18 protein-coding genes and 2 pseudogenes are annotated in these 20,296 nt (G+C 42.9%); 10 read left to right on the top strand and 10 right to left on the bottom strand.

The window, feature by feature from the left end; translation table 11 throughout:
- Positions 1-218: 218 nt before the first annotated feature.
- A complete protein-coding gene (locus tag AB0756_RS17040; RefSeq protein WP_038081454.1) occupies positions 219-1,010 on the bottom strand; it encodes a Tab2/Atab2 family RNA-binding protein in 792 nt (263 codons plus the stop codon).
- Positions 1,011-1,057: 47 nt separating this feature from the next.
- Entirely contained in the window at positions 1,058-1,801 is a 744-nt protein-coding gene (locus AB0756_RS17035; RefSeq protein ID WP_050045965.1) for a tetratricopeptide repeat protein, read from the bottom strand.
- 360 nt (positions 1,802-2,161) lie between these two features.
- On the opposite strand from AB0756_RS17035, the gene AB0756_RS17030 reads away from it, so the two are divergent.
- Positions 2,162-3,520 carry a pentapeptide repeat-containing protein gene (locus AB0756_RS17030; protein ID WP_038075040.1) on the top strand — a complete coding sequence of 453 codons (1,359 nt, stop codon included), beginning with the start codon at positions 2,162-2,164 and terminating at the stop codon, positions 3,518-3,520.
- A gap of 58 nt (positions 3,521-3,578) precedes the next feature.
- Here AB0756_RS17030 and map read toward each other — a convergent pair whose 3' ends face one another.
- The 4 genes from map to AB0756_RS17010 all read right to left on the bottom strand — a co-directional run bounded on the left by map (position 3,579) and on the right by AB0756_RS17010 (position 7,868).
- The gene (gene map / locus AB0756_RS17025; RefSeq protein WP_038075042.1) at positions 3,579-4,361 is read right to left on the bottom strand and encodes a type I methionyl aminopeptidase; all 783 of its coding nucleotides are present in this window, start codon (positions 4,359-4,361) and stop codon (positions 3,579-3,581) included.
- A gap of 138 nt (positions 4,362-4,499) precedes the next feature.
- Positions 4,500-5,402, bottom strand: coding sequence for an acetylglutamate kinase (gene argB / locus AB0756_RS17020; protein ID WP_038075045.1), 903 nt, complete (start codon positions 5,400-5,402; stop codon positions 4,500-4,502).
- Positions 5,403-5,502: 100 nt separating this feature from the next.
- On the bottom strand, positions 5,503-6,048 hold the full coding sequence (locus AB0756_RS17015) for a shikimate kinase (protein WP_038075047.1): 546 nt from the start codon (positions 6,046-6,048) through the stop codon (positions 5,503-5,505).
- 200 nt (positions 6,049-6,248) lie between these two features.
- Positions 6,249-7,868: an NB-ARC domain-containing protein gene (locus AB0756_RS17010; RefSeq protein WP_038075050.1), complete on the bottom strand. Its 1,620-nt coding sequence runs from the start codon at positions 7,866-7,868 to the stop codon at positions 6,249-6,251.
- A gap of 475 nt (positions 7,869-8,343) precedes the next feature.
- On the opposite strand from AB0756_RS17010, the gene AB0756_RS17005 reads away from it, so the two are divergent.
- Complete coding sequence (locus tag AB0756_RS17005) at positions 8,344-8,538, top strand: hypothetical protein (protein WP_038075116.1); 195 nt, start codon at positions 8,344-8,346, stop codon at positions 8,536-8,538.
- A 30-nt stretch (positions 8,539-8,568) separates the two neighbouring features.
- On the opposite strand, the gene AB0756_RS17000 is transcribed toward AB0756_RS17005, so the two are convergent.
- The 3 genes from AB0756_RS17000 to AB0756_RS16990 all read right to left on the bottom strand — a co-directional run bounded on the left by AB0756_RS17000 (position 8,569) and on the right by AB0756_RS16990 (position 12,384).
- Positions 8,569-9,237, bottom strand: a complete 669-nt coding sequence (locus tag AB0756_RS17000) for a hypothetical protein (protein WP_038075119.1) — start codon at positions 9,235-9,237, stop codon at positions 8,569-8,571.
- Between the two features lie 90 nt (positions 9,238-9,327).
- Positions 9,328-9,945, bottom strand: coding sequence for a flavin prenyltransferase UbiX (locus AB0756_RS16995; RefSeq protein ID WP_038075052.1), 618 nt, complete (start codon positions 9,943-9,945; stop codon positions 9,328-9,330).
- Positions 9,946-10,038: 93 nt separating this feature from the next.
- On the bottom strand, positions 10,039-12,384 hold the full coding sequence (locus AB0756_RS16990; RefSeq protein WP_038075055.1) for a ribonuclease R family protein: 2,346 nt from the start codon (positions 12,382-12,384) through the stop codon (positions 10,039-10,041).
- A gap of 854 nt (positions 12,385-13,238) precedes the next feature.
- On the opposite strand from AB0756_RS16990, the pseudogene AB0756_RS16985 reads away from it, so the two are divergent.
- From AB0756_RS16985 to AB0756_RS16975, 3 genes and pseudogenes are all read left to right on the top strand, one after another.
- Positions 13,239-13,449 (top strand): annotated as a pseudogene (locus AB0756_RS16985) (hypothetical protein); the annotation flags it as partial.
- Positions 13,422-14,393, top strand: coding sequence for a hypothetical protein (locus tag AB0756_RS16980; protein ID WP_408019936.1), 972 nt, complete (start codon positions 13,422-13,424; stop codon positions 14,391-14,393). The pseudogene AB0756_RS16985 and the gene AB0756_RS16980, both read left to right, overlap by 28 nt.
- Before the next feature lie 123 nt (positions 14,394-14,516).
- Positions 14,517-15,158, top strand: a complete 642-nt coding sequence (locus tag AB0756_RS16975) for a hypothetical protein (RefSeq protein ID WP_038075059.1) — start codon at positions 14,517-14,519, stop codon at positions 15,156-15,158.
- Between the two features lie 118 nt (positions 15,159-15,276).
- On the opposite strand, the gene clpP is transcribed toward AB0756_RS16975, so the two are convergent.
- The gene (gene clpP / locus AB0756_RS16970; RefSeq protein ID WP_038075061.1) at positions 15,277-15,888 is read right to left on the bottom strand and encodes an ATP-dependent Clp endopeptidase proteolytic subunit ClpP; all 612 of its coding nucleotides are present in this window, start codon (positions 15,886-15,888) and stop codon (positions 15,277-15,279) included.
- A gap of 242 nt (positions 15,889-16,130) precedes the next feature.
- On the opposite strand from clpP, the gene AB0756_RS16965 reads away from it, so the two are divergent.
- The 5 genes and pseudogenes from AB0756_RS16965 to AB0756_RS16945 form a co-directional block, all read left to right on the top strand.
- A complete protein-coding gene (locus AB0756_RS16965) occupies positions 16,131-16,286 on the top strand; it encodes a hypothetical protein (RefSeq protein WP_167844713.1) in 156 nt (51 codons plus the stop codon).
- A 122-nt stretch (positions 16,287-16,408) separates the two neighbouring features.
- Positions 16,409-18,532: a thioredoxin domain-containing protein gene (locus tag AB0756_RS16960; RefSeq protein WP_038075064.1), complete on the top strand. Its 2,124-nt coding sequence runs from the start codon at positions 16,409-16,411 to the stop codon at positions 18,530-18,532.
- Between the two features lie 13 nt (positions 18,533-18,545).
- On the top strand, positions 18,546-19,136 hold the full coding sequence (locus AB0756_RS16955) for a molybdenum cofactor guanylyltransferase (RefSeq protein ID WP_038075066.1): 591 nt from the start codon (positions 18,546-18,548) through the stop codon (positions 19,134-19,136).
- A 146-nt stretch (positions 19,137-19,282) separates the two neighbouring features.
- Positions 19,283-19,801 (top strand): acetolactate synthase small subunit, encoded by a 519-nt coding sequence (ilvN, locus tag AB0756_RS16950; RefSeq protein ID WP_038075122.1) that lies wholly within the window; start codon positions 19,283-19,285, stop codon positions 19,799-19,801.
- Between the two features lie 242 nt (positions 19,802-20,043).
- Positions 20,044-20,283 (top strand): annotated as a pseudogene (locus AB0756_RS16945) (polysaccharide biosynthesis protein); the annotation flags it as partial.
- Positions 20,284-20,296: the final 13 nt, after the last annotated feature.

The raw sequence follows: 20,296 nt of genomic DNA, 5'->3' as shown, positions 1-20,296 counted from the left end.
CTCCGGGTTCGCCAGTTGCCTACGGCGGGAAACCCGCCTGCAGCACTGGACTCACCGCCTACGCGGACTAGTGCATAGCCTGCGGAGGCAGGCTTTGTTTGTATAGCACCAGAATTCTATTCTGAGGGCAATGTGCCAAATTGGGATGCTCCCCGAACTGCCAAAAAATTATATATAGAAGTAGGCTAGTTCCTAGCCTACCTACCGATCGCCGATCGCTATTCTTCCCGCAACAACCAAAAACCCGTGTAAGTCACACCAGAATCATCAGGTTGCACAACTAAAAAATGCAGTCCTCGACTTTGTTGCTTCCGTTGCGTAAAAACTCTAGCTGCGTTTGTAACTTCTTTATCTTCAAATGTAGCAACAACCCACCGATCGACTAAACCAGCTTCTAACACCAATCCATCAGGTGTACCAGCAATGTAATTCAAGCTTATGGGATTGGCTTGTTGCAACCACCGTGCTAAACGCATGGATTGTCGTCCACCATAGATAACCACGCCAGGAATGGGTACTGTTGATGCCAAACCTAAATTGAGGGGTTGTAAATGCTCTGGCATTTCTAAAACGGGGATGGGACGATCGCTAAATGCATCTACGATTTCACCTGCAACGAGTGATGCAAAACGCCATTGTTCTCCCCATAAATTTTCTGGTAATGGTGCGGGAGGTGGTTTGTCCAAAACTACAGGATACTGCTTTTGTTGCAACCACTGTTTTAATGCAAGAGTGTGGCGAGTTGCTTCTACTGTAATCCCCAAACTCTTTCCCGCTTGTTCGAGTATGCTGAGAGATTGGGGGCGAAAAACTTGAATGACGTTTGGCAGTTTTTCTCCGGCTGCTTGCTGAAGTTGAGAAGCAACCCAACTCGAGTTTGCTTGTGCTTGCGGACAAGTGGCTTCATATTCAAAGTCGCGATGCAAATCGCAAATCAGCACATACCATAAAACTTGTCCGGATGCATCTGGCTGGGGACATCGGTAGAAATCAGCTTGCCAAATTTTCATACACAAAGTTATTCCTACAATGCCAGCTTTTATGCACTCACCAATCTCTACTGGATAAATGCTTGGTACTGCTTATCGCTGCGAATCTTGTTAAAATCCGGGTCAGTTTTTGCTAATTTTTTATACTTCCCAGGATAAAGATTGACAGCTTTTTGCAAGTTTTCCAAAGCTAGTTTAGCATTACTTTGCAAAGCGTAAGCACAAGCTTTGTTATAGTAAGCTTCGTGCTGGTTTGGCTGAATTGCAATCGCTCGATCGTAGGATGCTATGGCTTCTTTGTAGCGTTGCAGTTTTGTTAGAGCTATGCCTTTGTTGATCCATGCTTCATGTTTGTCTGGTTTGATGGCAATTGCTTTATCGTAGGATGCTATGGCTTCTTTATATCGCTTCAAAGCACTGAGGACATTGCCTTTATTGAACCATGCTTCATGTTTGTTAGGTTGGATAGCAATTGCTTTGTTGTAAGATGCTATGGCTTCTCGATACTGGTGCAAAGAGTTGAAGGCATTACCTCTGTTATTCCAAGCTTGAGCACTTTCCGGTTTAATCAATATCGCTTTGTCGTAAGCTGCGATCGCATCTTTGTAGCGTTGCGCGTTAAACCAACTATTGCCTTGATGAAAATAATCTTCTGCCTGTTGATTGTGGTTTACTTCCGTTAGCAGTTGGGAAACATTAACTTCTTTTACGGCTTGGTTGCTATATACTCCTGGTGATTTTGTATCATTACAACCAAACAACAATAAAATTGCGAACAAGCCAGTTGCTTGAAACAAGCGCCTATGAACCATGCGTTAGTAGATAACTTACAACTACGATCCTAAACAAGATGGTTTTATCAAAAAGTATAAAGCTGTACCGATATTCTACAGGAAATATGAAATAGCTTTCTTGACAAAGCTTTTACAGGAAACAATTTTGGAAAAATGAATTTAAATCAGACTGTATCACATATCACTCTATAGCTATTCTATTGCATTTGTCAAATATTATGTTAGTTGTAACGGGCAATACCCACTGCATGAGTCTTATAGTTGGTATTGCCCACCCAACTGAACTAATTCCCGATTGCGGAGGTTGCTTCTGGTGCGATCTCGCGATTACGATGAAACCACTGTTGCATCGGGACTTGCTAGTGCCAAAATATAAACATGTCGATTGAATCAAACTCCAACTCATCTAAAGCCCACTCACAAGACTCCCACTTAGAAGACATCTTACAGCCAGATGATTTTGATGATGGGAGAGCTGAAAATCCCTTGTTCCCCAGTGAACTTGCTACCCAGCAGGCTCTAGCCGCAATTTCATCCCAACAATCCCCGCAAAGAATATCTACGCTGCAACAGTTACGTTCCGCTGTCAGCGGACGCACTCCGAGCCATGTAGCAGTAAAACCCAGAGCCCTGTTGCTTATACTCGTCGCGATCGCGATCGTAATTATTGGAATTGCCATCAACAACTCAATTGTTGGTGCGTGCGGAATCCTGATAGCTCTACTTCTATCCCTAGCGGTGCTGTTACCTGCAGTAGAAATGGCGATCAAACAGTGGTTTTCAGCACAAGAGCGAGCCATATTTGTTGCATTTTTGGGAGTGATGGCAGCCATAATTGGTACAGTCAAGTTTAGCGGTTTTGGGGAGCGACTTCTCAATTGGGGACGCAAAATTAACTGGGAGGCTTCTGGGACACTCGCAGAGTGGTTTGGTGCGTTGGGACAAATTCTCATCGCTATTATCGCGGTATATGTTGCTTGGCGACAGTACGTAATTTCTAAAGACCTAACGATTCAGCAAAACTTTCTCACCATTCAGCAAAATATCATTACCCAACAGCAGACAATTGACTCATATTTCCAAGGCATTTCTGACTTAGTATTGGATGAAGAAGGATTATTAGAAGATTGGCCACAAGAAAGAGCGATCGCAGAAGGTAGAACTGCTGCTATTTTAAGTAGTGTTGATGGAAGCGGTAAAGCAAAAATCCTGCGCTTTCTCTCACGGTCTAGACTGTTGACACCTCTGAAACGCGATCGTCGATTGGGTAGACCGATTCTAAATGGCGTTGGTGGTTATGCTGAAGACCGACTTGAGGGCGTGCGCGTTATTGATTTGGGCGTCATGCTAGCAGGAGCAGACCTTGCTGGGACCGATTTGCGGTGGACTGACTTATCTGAAGTCAATTTTGTGCGTGCTGACCTCAGTAATTGCGATTTGGTAAAAGCCAACCTATCCCGCACTATCTTATATGAAACAAATCTGATTGGTGCTGACCTCAACGGGACTCGCTTGTTCTACGGTTCTGTAGAGAAAGCATCACCGCGCAGCCGTACCGAACCACCCGATTATGAAACTGGCGAATATACTGGTGCTGTTGTAGAAAATGCTGATTTCACCGATGCTCAAAGGATGGCTGAATCTGCACGATACTATTGCTGCGCCTGGGGCGGTGAAAAAACAAGAAACACAATTCCCGGTGGTTGCGAAGGAATTCCAAATAAATTGGGGAGATGATGGTGGTTGGTGGTTAGTAGCTACTAACAACTAACCACTATCAACTAACAACTAACCATTAAGAAAAAACTTCCCCTTCCGGTAAAGTGAGAATTTCAACACCGTCTTCTGTCACAGCCAAAGTATGCTCGCATTGAGCGCTAAGTTTGCGATCGCGTGTCAGTGCTGTCCAACCATCGCTTAAAACTTCCACTTCCCAAGTTCCTTCGTTAATCATGGGTTCGATTGTAAAAACCATACCCTGTCTGAGACGTTTTCCTTTTCCACGAGTCCCGTAATGAGGAATCTCCGGTGCGGTATGAAAAATGTTACTGATACCGTGTCCTACAAAGTCTCGCACCACAGAAAAACCCTGTGATTCTGCATACTCTTGAATAGCAGCCCCAATATCTCCGATGTACGCCCCCGGTTTAACTTCCTTTATACCTCGGCGACGGCACTCTCTTGTCACCTCTACTAACTTTTTAGCCATGGGGGAAGGTGTACCGACCAAAAATGTCTCAGATGTATCTCCGTGGTAACCATCGACAATGAGCGTCACATCAATATTAATGATGTCACCATCGCGAAGAATTTGCTTGGCACTGGGAATACCATGACAAACCACTTCATTAATACTCGTACATATAGATTTGGGATAACCTTTATAACCCAGGGGGGCGCTTTTTGCTCCATGAGCTTGCGTCCAACGTTCTGCTTCGTCGTTTAGCTCTAAAGTGCTAACCCCCGGTTTAACCATTGGTTCGAGGTGACGCAACAGTTCGGCTGCTAAGCGCCCAGCCTTCCGCATTTTTTCTAGTTCTCGGCTAGATAATAAAACAATTGTTTTGCTGTTGTTCATAAAATTTAGTATAAGATACTGGGTAGTCTTAAGGACTGTAAGGTGGGCATTGCAAACCACGTGAGATGATTGGTAGGCAATACCGATCCTCCATACAGTTTCAACATCAAATAAGCGGTTAATAGATATAAATAGCTATTAGCCGCTCATTTGAAGGTGAGAACCAACGATCATAGTACCGATACCAACATCAGTAAAAATTTCCAGGAGTAATGAGTGGGGAATGCGACCATCAATTATATGTGCTGCTTTCACTCCTTGTGCGAGAGAACGGACGCAGCAATTGACTTTTGGGATCATTCCACCACTGACTACATCCATTGCGATGAGTTCTCTAGCTTCTTGAATGTCCACTTTCGGAATCAGGGTAGAAGGATCTTTGTAATCTTTCAAAATCCCTCGCGTATCAGTTAGCAATATTAACTTTTCTGCGCCCAATGCAGCTGCGATCTCTCCTGCTACAGTATCGGCGTTAATGTTATATGGCTGTCCTGTTTCGTCTGCTGCAACGCTAGACACTACCGGGATATAGCCATTGTTAACGAGTGTTTCCAAGATTTTTATATTAACATTGTTCACTTCTCCCACAAAGCCAATGCCTTCATCACCTTGAGGACGTGCTTTGATTAAATTACCATCTTTGCCGCACAACCCCACAGCTGAACCACCTGCTTGATTGATTAAAGCGACAATTTCTTTATTAACTCGACCGACTAACACCATCTCCACAACATCCATTGTGGGAGCGTCTGTCACTCGCAAACCATTTTTAAATTGAGCCTCGATTCCCAGTTTATCCAGCCAACTGTTGATCTCCGGTCCTCCACCATGTACCAAAATGGGTCGCAAACCCACACAAGATAAAAAGACTATGTCGCGAATCACTTTATCTTTGAGATTGCTGTCTTTCATAGCTGCACCACCATATTTAACAACAATGGTGCGACCGATAAATTGTTGAATGTAGGGTAGTGCTTCGCTTAGCACTTGTACGCGGGTGGCTGCATCTTGCTTAATATACTCAGTTTGGCTGACTGTCATAGACACTTCGCGGGCAGTTACTGACGTTACATATAAATTTACATCGTGAAAATACTAGCTATACAAAAATTAATATTAATCAATATTCAGCTATATATCTTCACCCTTCTGTTGGTTTTAAAACACTGGGAATCTCATTTAAGACTCGTATAGCAATTTGCTCTGGTGTTTCTCCTTCACTGACAGTAATTCTCAAATCAGCTTGTGAGTAAAGATGTTGTCTTTGTTCGAGGAGCGATCGCAGTTTCCCTTGGAGATCGCTATTCTGTAAAAGGGGTCTAGTCGTATCCTCCGCCAAACGGGCGTAGAGAATTTCGACAGGTACATCCAACCAGACAATTAAACCATGGTGAAGGTAACTCCAGTTTTGCTGTCTTAAGACAATACCTCCACCTGTTGCGATCGCAAGCTTAGTGAAAGAACACACTTGCGCCAAAACCTCAGTTTCCAATTGGCGAAACCCGGATTCTCCTTCATCTTGAAACAGCTGAGTTATGGTTTTACCACCTGCGGTCTCAATGACGGTGTCGATATCCACAAATCCGTAGCCCAAATGTTGCGCCAGTACTTGTCCTACAGTAGATTTCCCCGCCCCCATCATACCAATCAGGTATAGGTTGACTCCTTTTAATAAGTTATTTGTCATGGAAGTTGTGAGTTGTTAGTCGTTAGTTGTTGCTCTTGAAAGCCAACCACTAACCAATAACTATAGCAGTTTAAATGAAATATAAGAATAAGAGTGAAGACTGCTAATAGCTAATTGCTTTTTGACCATTAGCTATTAGCCATTAACTATTAGCAATCCATTTTTTTTACAAATGATATAGGATTGCTATATTAACCAATTTACTCTAAAGATTGAGATTTTAGACGCAGTTCTCGAATGTAGTTTTTTATTTGGTTCTCCAAGATTGTATAATTCATTAGCAGAAGATCTCCTGTTTCCCCAAAGGTTTGTAAATTTTCCTCAATTAATCGTTCGCCAATATATTCCATCAAGACAGGAATTTGAGAAAAACTCGCCGCTTTTTTTTCAATCAAAGAACGTTTCTGCAATAACTCGATAGCTTCTAGAATTAATCTCTGAGACACGCGAGGAACAAGCTCTCTCTGCAACTTACGAACTGACACAAAGTCTTGGCTTAAAGCCAACCAATACATAATCAACTTTTCCAAGTCAGACAAACGATTAAATTGTCTATCTAAAATAGCGCGAATATCTCCAAAAACGACTGTATCCTGTTCTAAAAAACTGTTGATACTACCATCAAATAATTCTTCAATTGCTGTTGCAACTAATTTAATAAATAAGGGATTACCTGCATACAAATTGATTAAAGTTTTGCATTCTTCCTCTTGGGAAGTCATTAAACCTTTAGCTTGGAGTATATTCTTGCTCTCTCCATAACTTAAGCCTGTTAATTTGAAGCAACGAACAGGTAACAATTTTCCTTCAAGCACTGAAATTTCTTGGGGTTTTTCTCGACTGGTGACAACCAAACAGCTTTGATGCTGGGAGTCTCCTACTCTTCTGAGAATTTCTCCATAAATCTCGTATCCCTGACAATAACTAATATGAGGTAGAAGATAGTCTAAAGAATGGTCTTTATTGAATGGAGCGATCGCTCTTGAAAGAGATGGCTCGTTAATATTGATATATCGACTGTATAAAATAGAATCAAAATTATCTAAGACAATGAGACATCGAGAAGAACGCAAACAATCGAGCAATTGAGAAATACGTATTTCTAAGGTTTCTGTAGGTTTGATTTCTCGCTCGGGTGATAAAATTCGTAGGAGTTGATTGAGGAGAGTGTCAGGAGATGGATTGAGATGTAGCGATCGCCAAATTACATATTCAAACTTCTCCTTCAAGTGTTCTGCTAGCTTGACAGAAAAAGCTGTTTTTCCAACGCCAGACATACCCAAAATCATCACTAAACGACAGCGTTCTCCATCAATCCATTGCTCGAGTTGAGAAACTTCTGTTCTCCTTCCATAGAACAAACTCACATCAGGCGCTTCACCCCAATCTTCTATGGGTGCTGACCTTATATCTATAGAAGCAATCTCTTGTTTTGTATTTATTTCTGGTTGACTACCAATAGGACTCGATGGAACCCGTGCTTTTTTATAACCTGCTTTTTCTAGCAATTGAGTGACACGGCTCCAATTTTTTACTTTAATGAAGTGTCCTGCTTGGTTGGTCAGCATTTCCTCTATATACTTATACAAACCATTGGAAAGATACACTCTAACAGTACTGCTACTACGACTTTGATACACGGTATTGGCGATTTCTGCGGGACTAAAACCGCAAAGTAAACCTCTCAAGAATTTTTTTTCAACGGGTGTTAGGGATTTTCCTTTCACCAAACCTAAATCTACATAAAGCTTTTCGAGTTCCCAAACATTTTTAGCTTCTATAAATTCTTCTTCTATCTGACTTGAACTGTGAAAGGTCATTAGCGTAATTTTAGATACCAAACTTTTATATCATACTGAATTTTATATAAAGCCAAATTAAATAAACGATAAATTTATAGCGAAATTAATAACATTCGTTAGGTGACTTGTAATTATTCCTTAGGTATCTTTAGGCTTAACAGAAAGTTTATAGAAATTGAGTGAAACTTTATCTTGACTTTATCGGTCAACATCAGCAAGCGTAACGGAACTCACTAAGTTAGGGGGAAATTACGTGTTTGTGCAGCACCGTGTTTCTACCAACACAGTGTTTTTGCCTCAGCAAGCCGTTGCTGCAAGCTCGAACAGACAAGTCAGGTGTTTTTTTCAAGGTGTAAAGTATGACTCATTATTTGACGAAATCCACAAAAACTCTGCTCGTAGAAGAGTTGAAGCACAAAGCCATTGCATATCCTACCTAAATCAACTCGTATATATAAGTGTGTTTTATGTGTGGTCTTTAGAGGTTTCAACCATGACTCGGATTAGAGATGTTGTAAAAAAGGCTTTAGCCACCGGTTATCTTACCGTTGAAGCAGAAAATCAACTGCGACAGCTGCTGACAACTCGGTACGATTTAGAGGACTTTAACGCTTTCATGACTTTACAAGAAGCTGCTATGACGGGAGTTGTCAAGCAAGAATCCCGCGAACGTTGCAATCTTGTGTAGAGATGCACGTTACCATGCACTCGTCACAAGTTAGCGCCGAGGAGACTTATCCTCATCCTCAAATTCATCATCCAAAAACCCCCACTCATCCTCCTCTGTAGGTTCAGGCTTGGGTGGTTGATAGGGGGGGATGATAACCCGGTAGTCCGCATCGTAAACGGATTCTGTTTTTCCCACACCAGAATTTTTTGGTTCGCGGTAGCTATAGGAATAGGATGAATCGGTTTTTGGGTTGTCTTGCGGTGCTGAAGAGCGATCGTAGGTATTAGAATCTCTGACTTGGGTTTTTTGGGAATCAGACTTGTTAAACTCCCAATCCTGATAAAGTCCGCTACCTGTTTCCCAGTCATCAACAGTGTCAGTGGTTTGGGATTCTCGCTCCCCAGAAGACGGAGGATTTGGCGGACGAGATGTTGGTTCTTCAACGCGAGTTTTGTTCCGACGTGGTTGTTCGGGAGACGATCGCAAAGGAGTTTGGCGCTGTCCCCCAACAGAACCAGATAAGTTAAACAAAATATTCAATAAGATAGTTGTAAATCCACCAGCAAATGTGCTAAATAAAATCCAAATTGCCAGTGGTAATGGTTGCGATCTCACACCTAAAAACACAAGCGGTAGAACGGGAGACCAATTTTGTAGGAGTAGCAGCGTAATTCCTCCAAGTACTGCTACTAATAGAATTAAGCGAATAAGTGCCATAGTAATTAGGAAAGGATAAAGAATAAAGGATAAAGGATAAAGTATGAAGGATAAAATTTCATCATTCATCATTCATCATTCATCCTTTAATTAATGACCTTGCCACCGTTGAATTGGGATGCAGTCAATATCTAGCTGATCCAAAGCACGGGCGACAACAAAGTCAACTAAATCTTCGATAGTTTGGGGCTTGTGATACCAAGCGGGAATAGCAGGAACAATTCTGACGCCAACTTCTGCTAAAGCTGTTAAGTTACGTAGGTGAATCAAACTCAAAGGAGTTTCACGCGGAACAACAACCAGTTTCCGACCTTCTTTAAGTTGGACATCCGCCGCACGTTCCAATAAATCTGAACTCATACCAGCCGCTAGCTTTGCTACAGTACTCATGCTACAGGGAATAACGATCATTCCTTGAGTGCGAAACGAACCACTAGCAATGTTAGCGCCGACATCACTCCAATGATGACAGTGCAATTTCCCGGATTGTGCGACAAGGGCTTGCTGTCGCCAAAATTGTTCTTGCTGAAGGGCTTCTACTGGCATGCGAATATTTTGCTCGGATTGCCAAACCATGTAAGTTGATTTGGAAGCCACTAATTCAATTTCAAAGTCAGCTTCGAGCAAAAATTTTAGAGCACGAACAGTATAAATTAGACCGGATGCTCCTGTTACGCCTATTATGAGAGGTTTTGTAGGGTTTGACACGCTTAAAAAGGGCTAATTGCTAATTGCTAATTGCTAATTGTTAATGGCTAATGGCTAGTAGTACCATTAGCCATTAGCCATTAGCTATTCTTTCTATTCATCATCAGCATAGGGATCTAAGTCATCGGGTTCAAGATCGTCGTGGCGCATATACATACCGGGATCTTCGCCATTCATATCCTTACCCATAACTGCACCATCGCTACCGACAGTCACTAAATCAATTTGTTGGCGGTAATAGTCAACACTCTTGACCTGTACGGCTACGCGATCGCCCAATCTGTAGGAAGCCCGATTCTTGCGACCAAACAGCGCTTGTTGTCTGGCGCGATATTCATACCAATCGTCTTTGAGAGAACTTACGTGAACCAGCCCTTCTACCCGTAAAGGAACTCGCGTATTTCCGCTTTCTGACTCGGTGGGTGGAACTTCGATTTCTACAAAGAACCCGTAGGATTGAACCCCGGTGATGACACCAGTGAAAACTTCACCAATGCGTTGTTTCATCAGCGAAGCTCTTTGCAAACCAGCCAGATCGGTTTCCGCTTCTTGAACTTCTTTTTCGCGATCGTTAAGCTGAACAATAATTCTCATCAATTCACTTTGCAATTCACTTTGCAATTCTGGTGGAAGAACGTTCCAGTTAATTTCGCCGTGACTTGATGAGTGGCGAAGGTTGACCCGATCTTTCACGCGAGTGTTGCGGCGATCGCGCCCGTGTTCGATCAATGCGTAAAAGACCCTTTGCATTACCAAATCTGGATAACGCCGCAAGGGAGAAGTGAAATGGGTATACTCTGGTAACGCCAAACCAAAATGAGCACCTTTGGTTGTACTGTAGGTAGCTTGCTTGAGAGTGTCTTGTAATAAGTAAGTTAAAACTTGCTCGGATGACGATTCTGCAAATACCCTAGTCAGCTGTTGGTAATCGAGAGGTTGAATTTCTACTTCCGGTTCGAGGGACAGTTCAACGCCCAAGTTCATTGCCAATTTCAGCATCTCTTGAACATCTTCGGGATCGGGCGCACCTTGGACTCGCCAAATAGCAGGAACTCCAAGAGCGTTCAAATGAGTTGCGATCAATTGATTTACCAGTAATGTATACTCTGTGAGTAAAGCTCGCACGGGTAAATCGTTGGTGACCGCACACCCCAAAGTCCCTTCATCACAGTATGGGTTTTGATTGGGTGGTAGATTCAATTGCAAACAACCGCGATTGAGGCGTACCTTTTTCAATAATTGCCGTACAGTTTCCAGTTCTTGAACGATTTGGACAGTACCGCTATTTGTTTTCGTGGATTTGTTGGCGAGAATAGTTTCTGCCTCGGATTCACTCAGTGAGGTATCGACTTTAACAACGGTAGGCTGAATTTCCCAATCTTCTATTTCTCCCGATTGTGCATCAATCGTAATTAGAAAAGAAAGCGCTAATCGGTCAACTCCAGGTAATAAAGAACACCGTTCGCCGACCACTTCTGGGAACATGGGCAGTACTAAATTACCAAGATACACCGAACGCCCGCGCTTGAGTGCTTCCCGGTCAAGAATTTCTTCTGGTTGAATGTAATGGGTAGCATCGGCAATGTGAAAGCCCAATCGCCAATTGCCCTCATTATTTTTTTCCAGAGAAAAGGCGTTTTCTACAAATTTGGAATCACCATTATTGGGAACTATGCTAAATGCAAACTTTTGGCGCAAGTCCAAACGATTTTTTAAATCTGCTTTCAGCAGCTTTTTAGGTAATTTTGAGGCTGCTTCCTGAATGGGGTCTGGAAAACTACGAGCCAGATCGTGTTTGCAGGTGACTAAATCTATGTCGGCTGCTGCTTCCGCATCGCTACCCAAAATTTGTACGACTCTACCCAAAGGTGGATATTGGGCTAACGGATAACGCAAAACCTCTACATGAGCCAGGTGATCGATGGCTTGTTCGAGTTGATTGTTATTGATGAGCAGTTTCAGTTCAAAAAGCAATCTATCGTCTAAAGGTACGGCGCGGTAGCCCCCTTCTACCTGCTTGATCCGTGCTAATAAAGTGTGATTTGACCGTTCTAGGATGAGCTTAACTTCTCCTTCTGGCGATCGCCTCCGACTACCTTCTTTAAGAACTTTGACCAAAACGCGATCGCCATTCCAAGCATTGCTCAGATGACTTTCACGAATGTAGATGTCTTCTGCGCCTTCTACATCCTGAATCGCAAAACAAAAACCTTTGCTGGAACAGCGAAGTTTGGCTTCAATCACCCCCTCTTCCGAGATACGGCGGTACTTACCTCGTTCTTTGGCCAAAATCCCAATTCTTTCAAGTACTTCCAAGGCGATGTGAAGTCTTTCTAAACTGGGTTCATCTTCGCAACCAAGTTTCTTTTCTAACAGTTTACGAGCGACCAATTTATCATCAGTAAAATTGGCGAGAAGTGTAGCGATTGAAAATTCCATGCAGTGAACCGACCTTTGGTCAAAACGTCATTTGTTGTTTATCTGGTTCGCGTGCTGTGTACCCTCACGACTACAGACACTAGCCGGAAACGAATTGCCCATAATAAAGGGGACCACAGGAGCATTTCAGAGTTTAGTGGTAAGAAAGGTTCCTTAACTCCAGTCAATCTTCAAAAGTACGCCCGTTTAGTGTTTTGCCCCCTCGGTAATTACGCAACGGGTTTTTATATAAGACGCACTTTGGAGAACTCTCCACGCTGCCCAAAAGCACTGTTTAGGGAAACCGCAGGTGTTAGATTGTCTTAAGTGAAGGTTCTTTTACGCCACTAGACTCTGTTTTTTAACTAGGAGAAACTGCCGACAAATCTAATTGACCCATATGTAGGATCGGAAACAATTAGGCCAGCAGCTTAACGAGCTGTGAGGACGAACCATTACTACATTATTGTAGATATAGAGTGTGCTCGCAGAAAATAGTACTAGAACACCAATTCAGTAATTATGGTAGCATTCTCAGTAAAATTATTTAAGAATAACCAGCAGCAGCCAAAAAATTAGCCGAATAACCTGAACGGGTAGCGGGCGGCAATGGGCTTGAGAATTGAATCGCTTTAAATAATGCCCCAGAATCCATGCCTTTTTTTTCAAGTATTAATACTGTTTTAAAATCGATCGAGCCCTGAGAGCATATGATAATGTATACGGGTTGGGTGCATTTGTACTAGCGAACATCGGTTTGAACAAAAATGTTGAGTGCAGTACCCATCTATAATTAAGTAGATTTAGGTGGGGGAGAGTTCAATAAGTTGTTTCCAACCCCTTTATTAAACAGAGCAAGATTTGGTGAGAGCATTATGTTGGCTCAATTTCAGAGCAAGTACCCCCAAGGCAATCTCATTACTGAATTAGTGCAAATTTATAATGGCAAGTACATTGTCCGCGCAAGCGTACAGATTGATGGCACTACTCGCGCCACCGGTATGGCAGCAGCAGAAATTTTAGAGGATGCAGAAGATAAAGCGAGAACTCGAGCGCTGATGGTTTTAGGAATAACAGACATCCCTCAAGGAGCAACAGTTATTTCCCCAGAACCAACCAAGCAGGTTCCGCCCAATATATCCCCAGTAACTTCTAATGGATTGAATGAGCCAGCTTCTTCCGTTGTGCTGAACTCTCATCCTCAAACAGAAGCACCTGCAACTCCCTCAACTTCAGTTGTTTCAGCACCAGTAGCCGCAAAGGAGACAAAACAACAAAGTTATAGCGATCGCTTGACGGCGGCTGAAAACTCACAAACTCATTTTGAGACCAAAACTCCAGATATTGGCGATCGCTTTGCCAAAACTCACGCCTCAAAAACTCAGATGAAGGCTGAAACTCCAGATATTGGCGATCGCTTTGCTACAACTCACGCCTCGGAAACTCAGATGAAGGCTGAAACTCCAGATATTGGCGATCGCTTTGCTACAACTCACGCCTCGGAAACTCATTTTGAGACCAAAACTTCCGAGTCTGGCGAATTTATTCCTGCTATTCCTACCATTCCTGCTATTCCGACTATTAATAAACAGGAAATTCCATTTTCCAAAACTCAAGAGAGTCACGGTGAATTTGCCACAATTAACAAGCAAGAAGAACAATTTGATGCTGCATTAGACAATTTTGATATATTGTCACCTAGCACCACTGAGAACAACGCTTTTTCTGGCGTTCCCAACAATGTAACGCCATTTCCTTCACGCAGTTCCAACTTGCAAGAGGAGATGACGACACAAGCAACAACAAGCAAGCGCAAAAAAAAGGCAGAACCAGTGGATCACTCGGATGATATTGCCAAAATTAGTGGTGAAATGCAGCGATTGGGTTGGAACACAGACCAAGGGCGCGAGTATTTGGTCAAAACTTACGGGAAGCGATCGCGTCACTTACTGACTCAAGAAGAATTAAAGGATTTCTTAAAATACTTGGAGTCACAGCCTACACCCATAGACCCGTTAGCTGGGTTTTGAGAGGGTCATTTTGACCTTACCCCCAACCCCGATTCACTTCATCCCCTCTCGTTCCCAGGCTGAGCTTGGGAATGACTTTCGGGAGGCTTCGCCTCCCGGAAGCAACAAAACCATAATATTGCTATGGAATCTCTAGGTTTAACTGAAATATTTGCCAATATTGCTAGCGAATTACTACGGTTGCAACGGACAGAAGAACTCGAACGAGATTATCTTATACGAACCTATGGGAAAAGATCGCGTTATCTGTTAACTCAAAAAGAGTTATTAGAATTTCTTGAGTATTTGAACACCCAACCTACTCCAAATGTTTCTTCTCAAAGATCCTTTAAATTAGGATACGATGAAGATATCTATGCTTTTAAACAACCTACCAATACCATTGACCTTGTTGGTAGAACTAGTGTAGAAATGCACCGCATCCAATGGACAGAAGAACTTGGGCGAGATTATCTTATCAGGACTTACGGCAAGCGATCGCGCCATTTACTAACTGAAGAAGAATTTCTTGATTTTCTCAGCTACTTGGAATCTCAACCTACGCATTCGAGTAACAATCTTATTGCTGATCACCGGGGGGAAGCCCAGATTGTGGAGCTCGTCGCCAAAGTTGATTTGGAAATACAACGTTTGGGTTGGACAACACAAAAGCAGCGAGAATATCTTCTGAAAATCTATGGTAAGTATTCTCTATATTTATTTACACAAGAACAATTGCAGGATTTTCTGAATTATTTAAAGTCTTTACCTGCATCTTCAGATTAAATTATTGGAGGCGGAGCCTCTAGAAAGGCATTCCCAGGCTCAGCCTGGGAAAGAGATCGCTACAAGGTATTCTGTAGTAAAGCCACTGGAGCGAGGTCAAAAGCTAAGACGTTTCTGATTACTGATTGACGACGGCTATTGGGCGACTACCAGCAGAGTGGCGATCGATCACTTGGTCGATTAAACCATAGTCTTTAGCTTCATGAGGTGACATAAAGAAATCTCTTTCTGTATCCTCAGTAATCTTTTCTAATGGTTGACCCGTATGCTCTGCTAAATATTCATTTAGCTTGCGCTTGTGGTAAAGGATTTCCCGTGCTTGAATTTCAATATCAGTTGCTTGTCCTTGAGCACCACCCAAAGGTTGGTGAATCATAATTCGGGAATGAGGTAAACTCATCCGCTTACCTTTTGTACCAGCACTGAGGAGGAAAGCGCCCATACTCGCCGCCAATCCGGTACAAATTGTACAGATATCTGGGCGGATGTGCTTCATAGTATCATACATACCCATTCCCGCCGTTACCGAACCACCAGGAGAGTTGATGTACATATATATATCTTTCTCCGAGTCCTCTGCGTCTAAAAACAGCAGTTGGGCAACAATCAAGTTAGCCACAGTATCATCGATCTGCTGTCCTAAAAAGATGATGCGCTCGCGTAACAGACGTGAGTAGATATCAAAGGCGCGTTCGCCACGACCTGATTGTTCTATAACAATTGGAATCATGAAAGCTGGTTGTACTTATTTTACGTATATTCTATCGATTGCAACGCCCGATGGTTGTCCTAAAACCCGAACCTTATCACCTGAGCGCTAACTACCAGTCACTAATCATTAAGCTTGTTAGTATTTTTACAGGGACTTTTCCGGAATAGAATTACCATTACGAGTAGATACATAATACAGGGTGCATTTGGTTAACAAACTAAAGAAGAACCGCCATCCCCCCAAAGCCAGAGGAGCCCGCCATGCTCGAAAAACTTTTGCAAGCCGCTGTTATCACCTTCTTACTGCACCTCATTGCAGGTCTTAGCCCAAATAGTATCATTGAGACAAAGGTAGAACAACCTTCAACAGTCGCTCCAGTGCCCATTGCAAATGCACTGCCTGCTTCTGCACGATAATAATGCCAAGGTAGGTAGAGCAGACACTGACTCTGCAGACAGAGTTAGATAAGAAGAATGCATGACTCTACTTATGACAAGCTACACTATGCGAATAAGGGTTTTTCTCATGCATCTTCACAATGACCAATCGTCTTGCTCAAGCTAAAAGCCTCTACCTCCGCAAACACGCCGAAAATCCCATTGATTGGTGGTCTTGGTGTGATGAGGCGCTAGCAACTGCAAAAGTGCAGAACAAACCAATATTCCTTTCCATTGGCTACTCTAGTTGCCATTGGTGTACCGTGATGGAAGGAGAAGCATTTTCCGACCTAGCAGTGGCTGAGTATATGAACGCCAACTTTCTTCCCATTAAAGTGGATAGGGAAGAACGACCCGATATTGACAGCATCTATATGCAAGCTTTACAAATGATGAGCGGTCAGGGGGGTTGGCCATTAAACGTGTTTATCTCTCCAGAGGATCTGGTACCTTTCTATGCAGGGACTTACTTTCCGTTAGAACCACGCTACGGTCGCCCCGGCTTTTTACAAGTTCTGCAAGCAATCCGTCATTATTACGATACAGAAAAAGAAGATTTGCGCGATCGCAAAGCCACCATTCTTGAGTCACTCCTAACTTCTGCAGTGCTGGAATCGGGAGGCGTAACAGAAACTCAAGATATTGAATTATTGCATAAGGGCTGGGAGACTTGTACTGGAATTATTACACCCAATCAATATGGCAATAGCTTCCCAATGATTCCTTATGCAGAATTGGCGCTGCGAGGAACTCGATTTGAATGGGAAAATTCTCGTTACGATGGCATTCAAGTTTCTACTCAAAGGGGTCTGGATCTAGCACTAGGGGGAATTTACGACCATGTAGCTGGGGGCTTTCATCGCTATACAGTGGATTCTACATGGACGGTACCGCATTTTGAAAAGATGCTTTACGATAACGGTCAAATTGTGGAGTATCTGGCTAATTTGTGGAGTGCGGGAATACACGAACCGGCTTTTGAAGCAGCGATCGCAGGTACTGTTCGATGGTTAAAGCGGGAGATGATTTCACCCTTGGGATTCTTCTATGCTGCTCAAGATGCTGATAGCTTTACCAATCGGACAGATGCAGAACCTGAGGAAGGAGCATTTTACGTTTGGAGTTACAGCGAATTGCAACAACTGCTAAGTGCAGGTGAACTAGCAGAATTACAACAAACGTTTACAGTTACTCCTAACGGTAACTTTGAAGGTAAGAACGTTTTACAAAGACGTCATCAAGGCAAACTGAGTGAGAGTTTGCAAACAGCGTTAGGAAAATTGTTTGTTGCACGTTATGGTTTTGCAACGGACATGACCGATGAAGCCCGACGTTCATCCACGACAACATTTGCTACATTTCCCCCCGCACGCAACAATCAAGAAGCAAAAACTCATAACTGGTTGGGACGCATTCCTGCAGTGACAGATACAAAAATGATTGTTGCATGGAATAGTTTGATGATATCTGGTTTAGCTAGGGCATACGGGGTATTTCAAAGACAAGAATATTTGGAACTTGCAGCAAACGCAGCCAATTTTATCTGCAACAATCAGTTTGTAGATGGGCGCTTTCACCGTCTTAATTATGAAAATCAGCCAACAGTTCTCGCGCAATCTGAGGACTACGCCTTTTTTATCAAAGCACTGCTCGATTTACACCAAGTCTCTTTGCAAATAGAAAACAACGATTCCAACTCGTCTTCCCATTGGCTCTCAAAAGCAATTACCGTACAAGAAGAATTTCACGAATATCTGTGGAGCGTGGAACTTGGTGGATACTTCAATACATCAAGTGACGCCAGCCAAGATTTGATAGTGCGCGAACGCAGTTATGCCGATAATGCCACACCATCTGCTAATGGAGTTGCGATCGCAAACCTAGTCCGTCTTGCTCTACTCACCGACGATCTTCATTATCTAGACTTAGCCGAACAAGGATTAAACGCTTTTAGGGGTGTGATGAATCGTGCTCCTCAAGCGTGTCCCAGCTTGTTTGCTGCCCTAGACTGGTATCGCAATTGTACGTTAATCCGTACCTCAGAAGAACAAATTAAATCTCTTGTGCCAACATATTTACCCAGTGCAATATTTGTCTCAACATCAAAACTACCAGAAGGAAGCGTTGGATTAGTCTGCCAAGGATTGAAATGTTTGCCAGCACCAGAAAGTGCAGAGAAGTTTTTGCAGCAATTACGAAAGAGTTTAACTAGGGTCAGTAAGTAGTGAGCAGTGAGCAGTGAGCAGTGACTTAAGTGCAATTGTGTTAGCAGGGGGAATGAGTTCCCGCATGGGACAAGATAAAGCTTTGATCCCAATTCAAGGTGTACCCCTCCTGCAATTAATTTGTCAAATGGCAGAAAGTTGTGCTGATACAGTTTATGTAGTAACCCCTTGGGAAGAACGATATCAGCACTTACTCACTCCTAAGAGCAAGTTTATTCGGGAAGTGACTGTAGGGGAATCTTTACCCCACGGACCGCTTGTTGGCTTTGCTCAAGGATTAGCGCAAGTACAAACGGAGTGGGTGTTGCTACTCGCCTGCGATTTACCTAAGTTGGAGGTTAAAGTTTTACAGGCGTGGGCGGCTGAACTTAAATATGTTGAAGAGGACGCGATCGCCGCATTGGTATGTCATAGTAAAGGTTGGGAACCGTTGTGCGGTTTTTACCGCCATCGGTGTTTGCCAAGTCTGATGGAATATATTAATGAAGGCGGGCGATCGTTCCAAGGGTGGCTGAAACAGCATCACGTATTTGTTTTGTCACTACCTGATTCCGAAATGCTTTTTAACTGCAATACACCACAGGATTTAGGTTTATTGCAGTGACCAATTTCCAGTCTTTATTTTCAGTGGTTCCTTTTCCGTTTACAATAAAAAATTACATTTGCAATTTTAACAGCAATATGGGTAGCGCAGCGGTGGCTAGTGTCTTCGTTACCCTTTTAGTAAGTTTTCTAGCCTTGTTGGCAAAGATGAAACATACACTTTCAGTACTGGTAGAGGATGAAGCGGGAGTTCTTTCCCGTATTTCTGGATTGTTTGCCCGTCGCGGCTTTAATATTGAAAGTCTCGCCGTAGGTCCGGCAGAACAATCAGGAATTTCCCGAATTACAATGGTTGTTCAAGGCGATGACCGTGTCATCGAGCAACTGACCAAGCAACTTTACAAGCTTATTAATGTCCTGAAGGTGCAGGATGTCACTGAGACTCCTTGTGTCGAGCGAGAACTGATGTTGCTTAAGGTTAATGCTACAAGCACTAATCGTTCAGAGGTTGTTGAATTGTCGCAAATTTTCCGAGCAAGAGTAGTAGATGTGGCTGAGGATTCTCTCACGTTAGAAGTGGTGGGAGATCCGGGAAAGATGGTGGCGATCGTGCAGGTGTTGCAAAAATTTGGCTTGAGAGAAATAGCTCGCACTGGCAAAATTGCTTTGACTCGTGAATCTGGTGTGAATACGGAGTTGCTTAAGTCTTTGGAAGTCAAGGTTTAATCGCACGCGTTACAGGTAACTAGCACAAAGTAACTTTGCAAAAGTTTGTTTCCGTGAAAAAATTATCTCACAATCCCCCTAGCCTAAACATTCGGTTGGGGGGATTGTCCTTTGCCAAAAATAGAGTGTTAGAATGGGAATCGATAGTAACAATGCATTAACTTGATAGTTGTATAGAAAGAACTATAAATTGAGAAATTGACTTTATAGGTTTTTGTAAAGCATGAGCTTTCAAAAGCTAAATTAAAGATTTGCTCAGACGCGAACCCGTACAGACAGATATCGAACGAGTCTCTCAATTTCTTCAAGGCAAAAAAGTACTTATTACGGTAGCGGGTGGGTCTATTGGTAGCGAGCTTTGCCGTCAAATCTTCAAATCTTCCCCTGCTGAAATGATTCTTGTAGGACATGGAGAAAATTCTGTATTCAATATTCAACAAGAGATCGGACAGGCTGTCCAAGTCGTAAAATACGATACGAAATGTCATGGGGGCT

Source organism: Tolypothrix campylonemoides VB511288_2 (assembly GCF_045999855.1).
Taxonomy (GTDB): domain Bacteria; phylum Cyanobacteriota; class Cyanobacteriia; order Cyanobacteriales; family Nostocaceae; genus Scytonema; species Scytonema bouteillei_A.
Note: the sequence above shows the minus strand (reverse complement) of the source record. Positions and strands in the feature narration are given on the sequence as shown.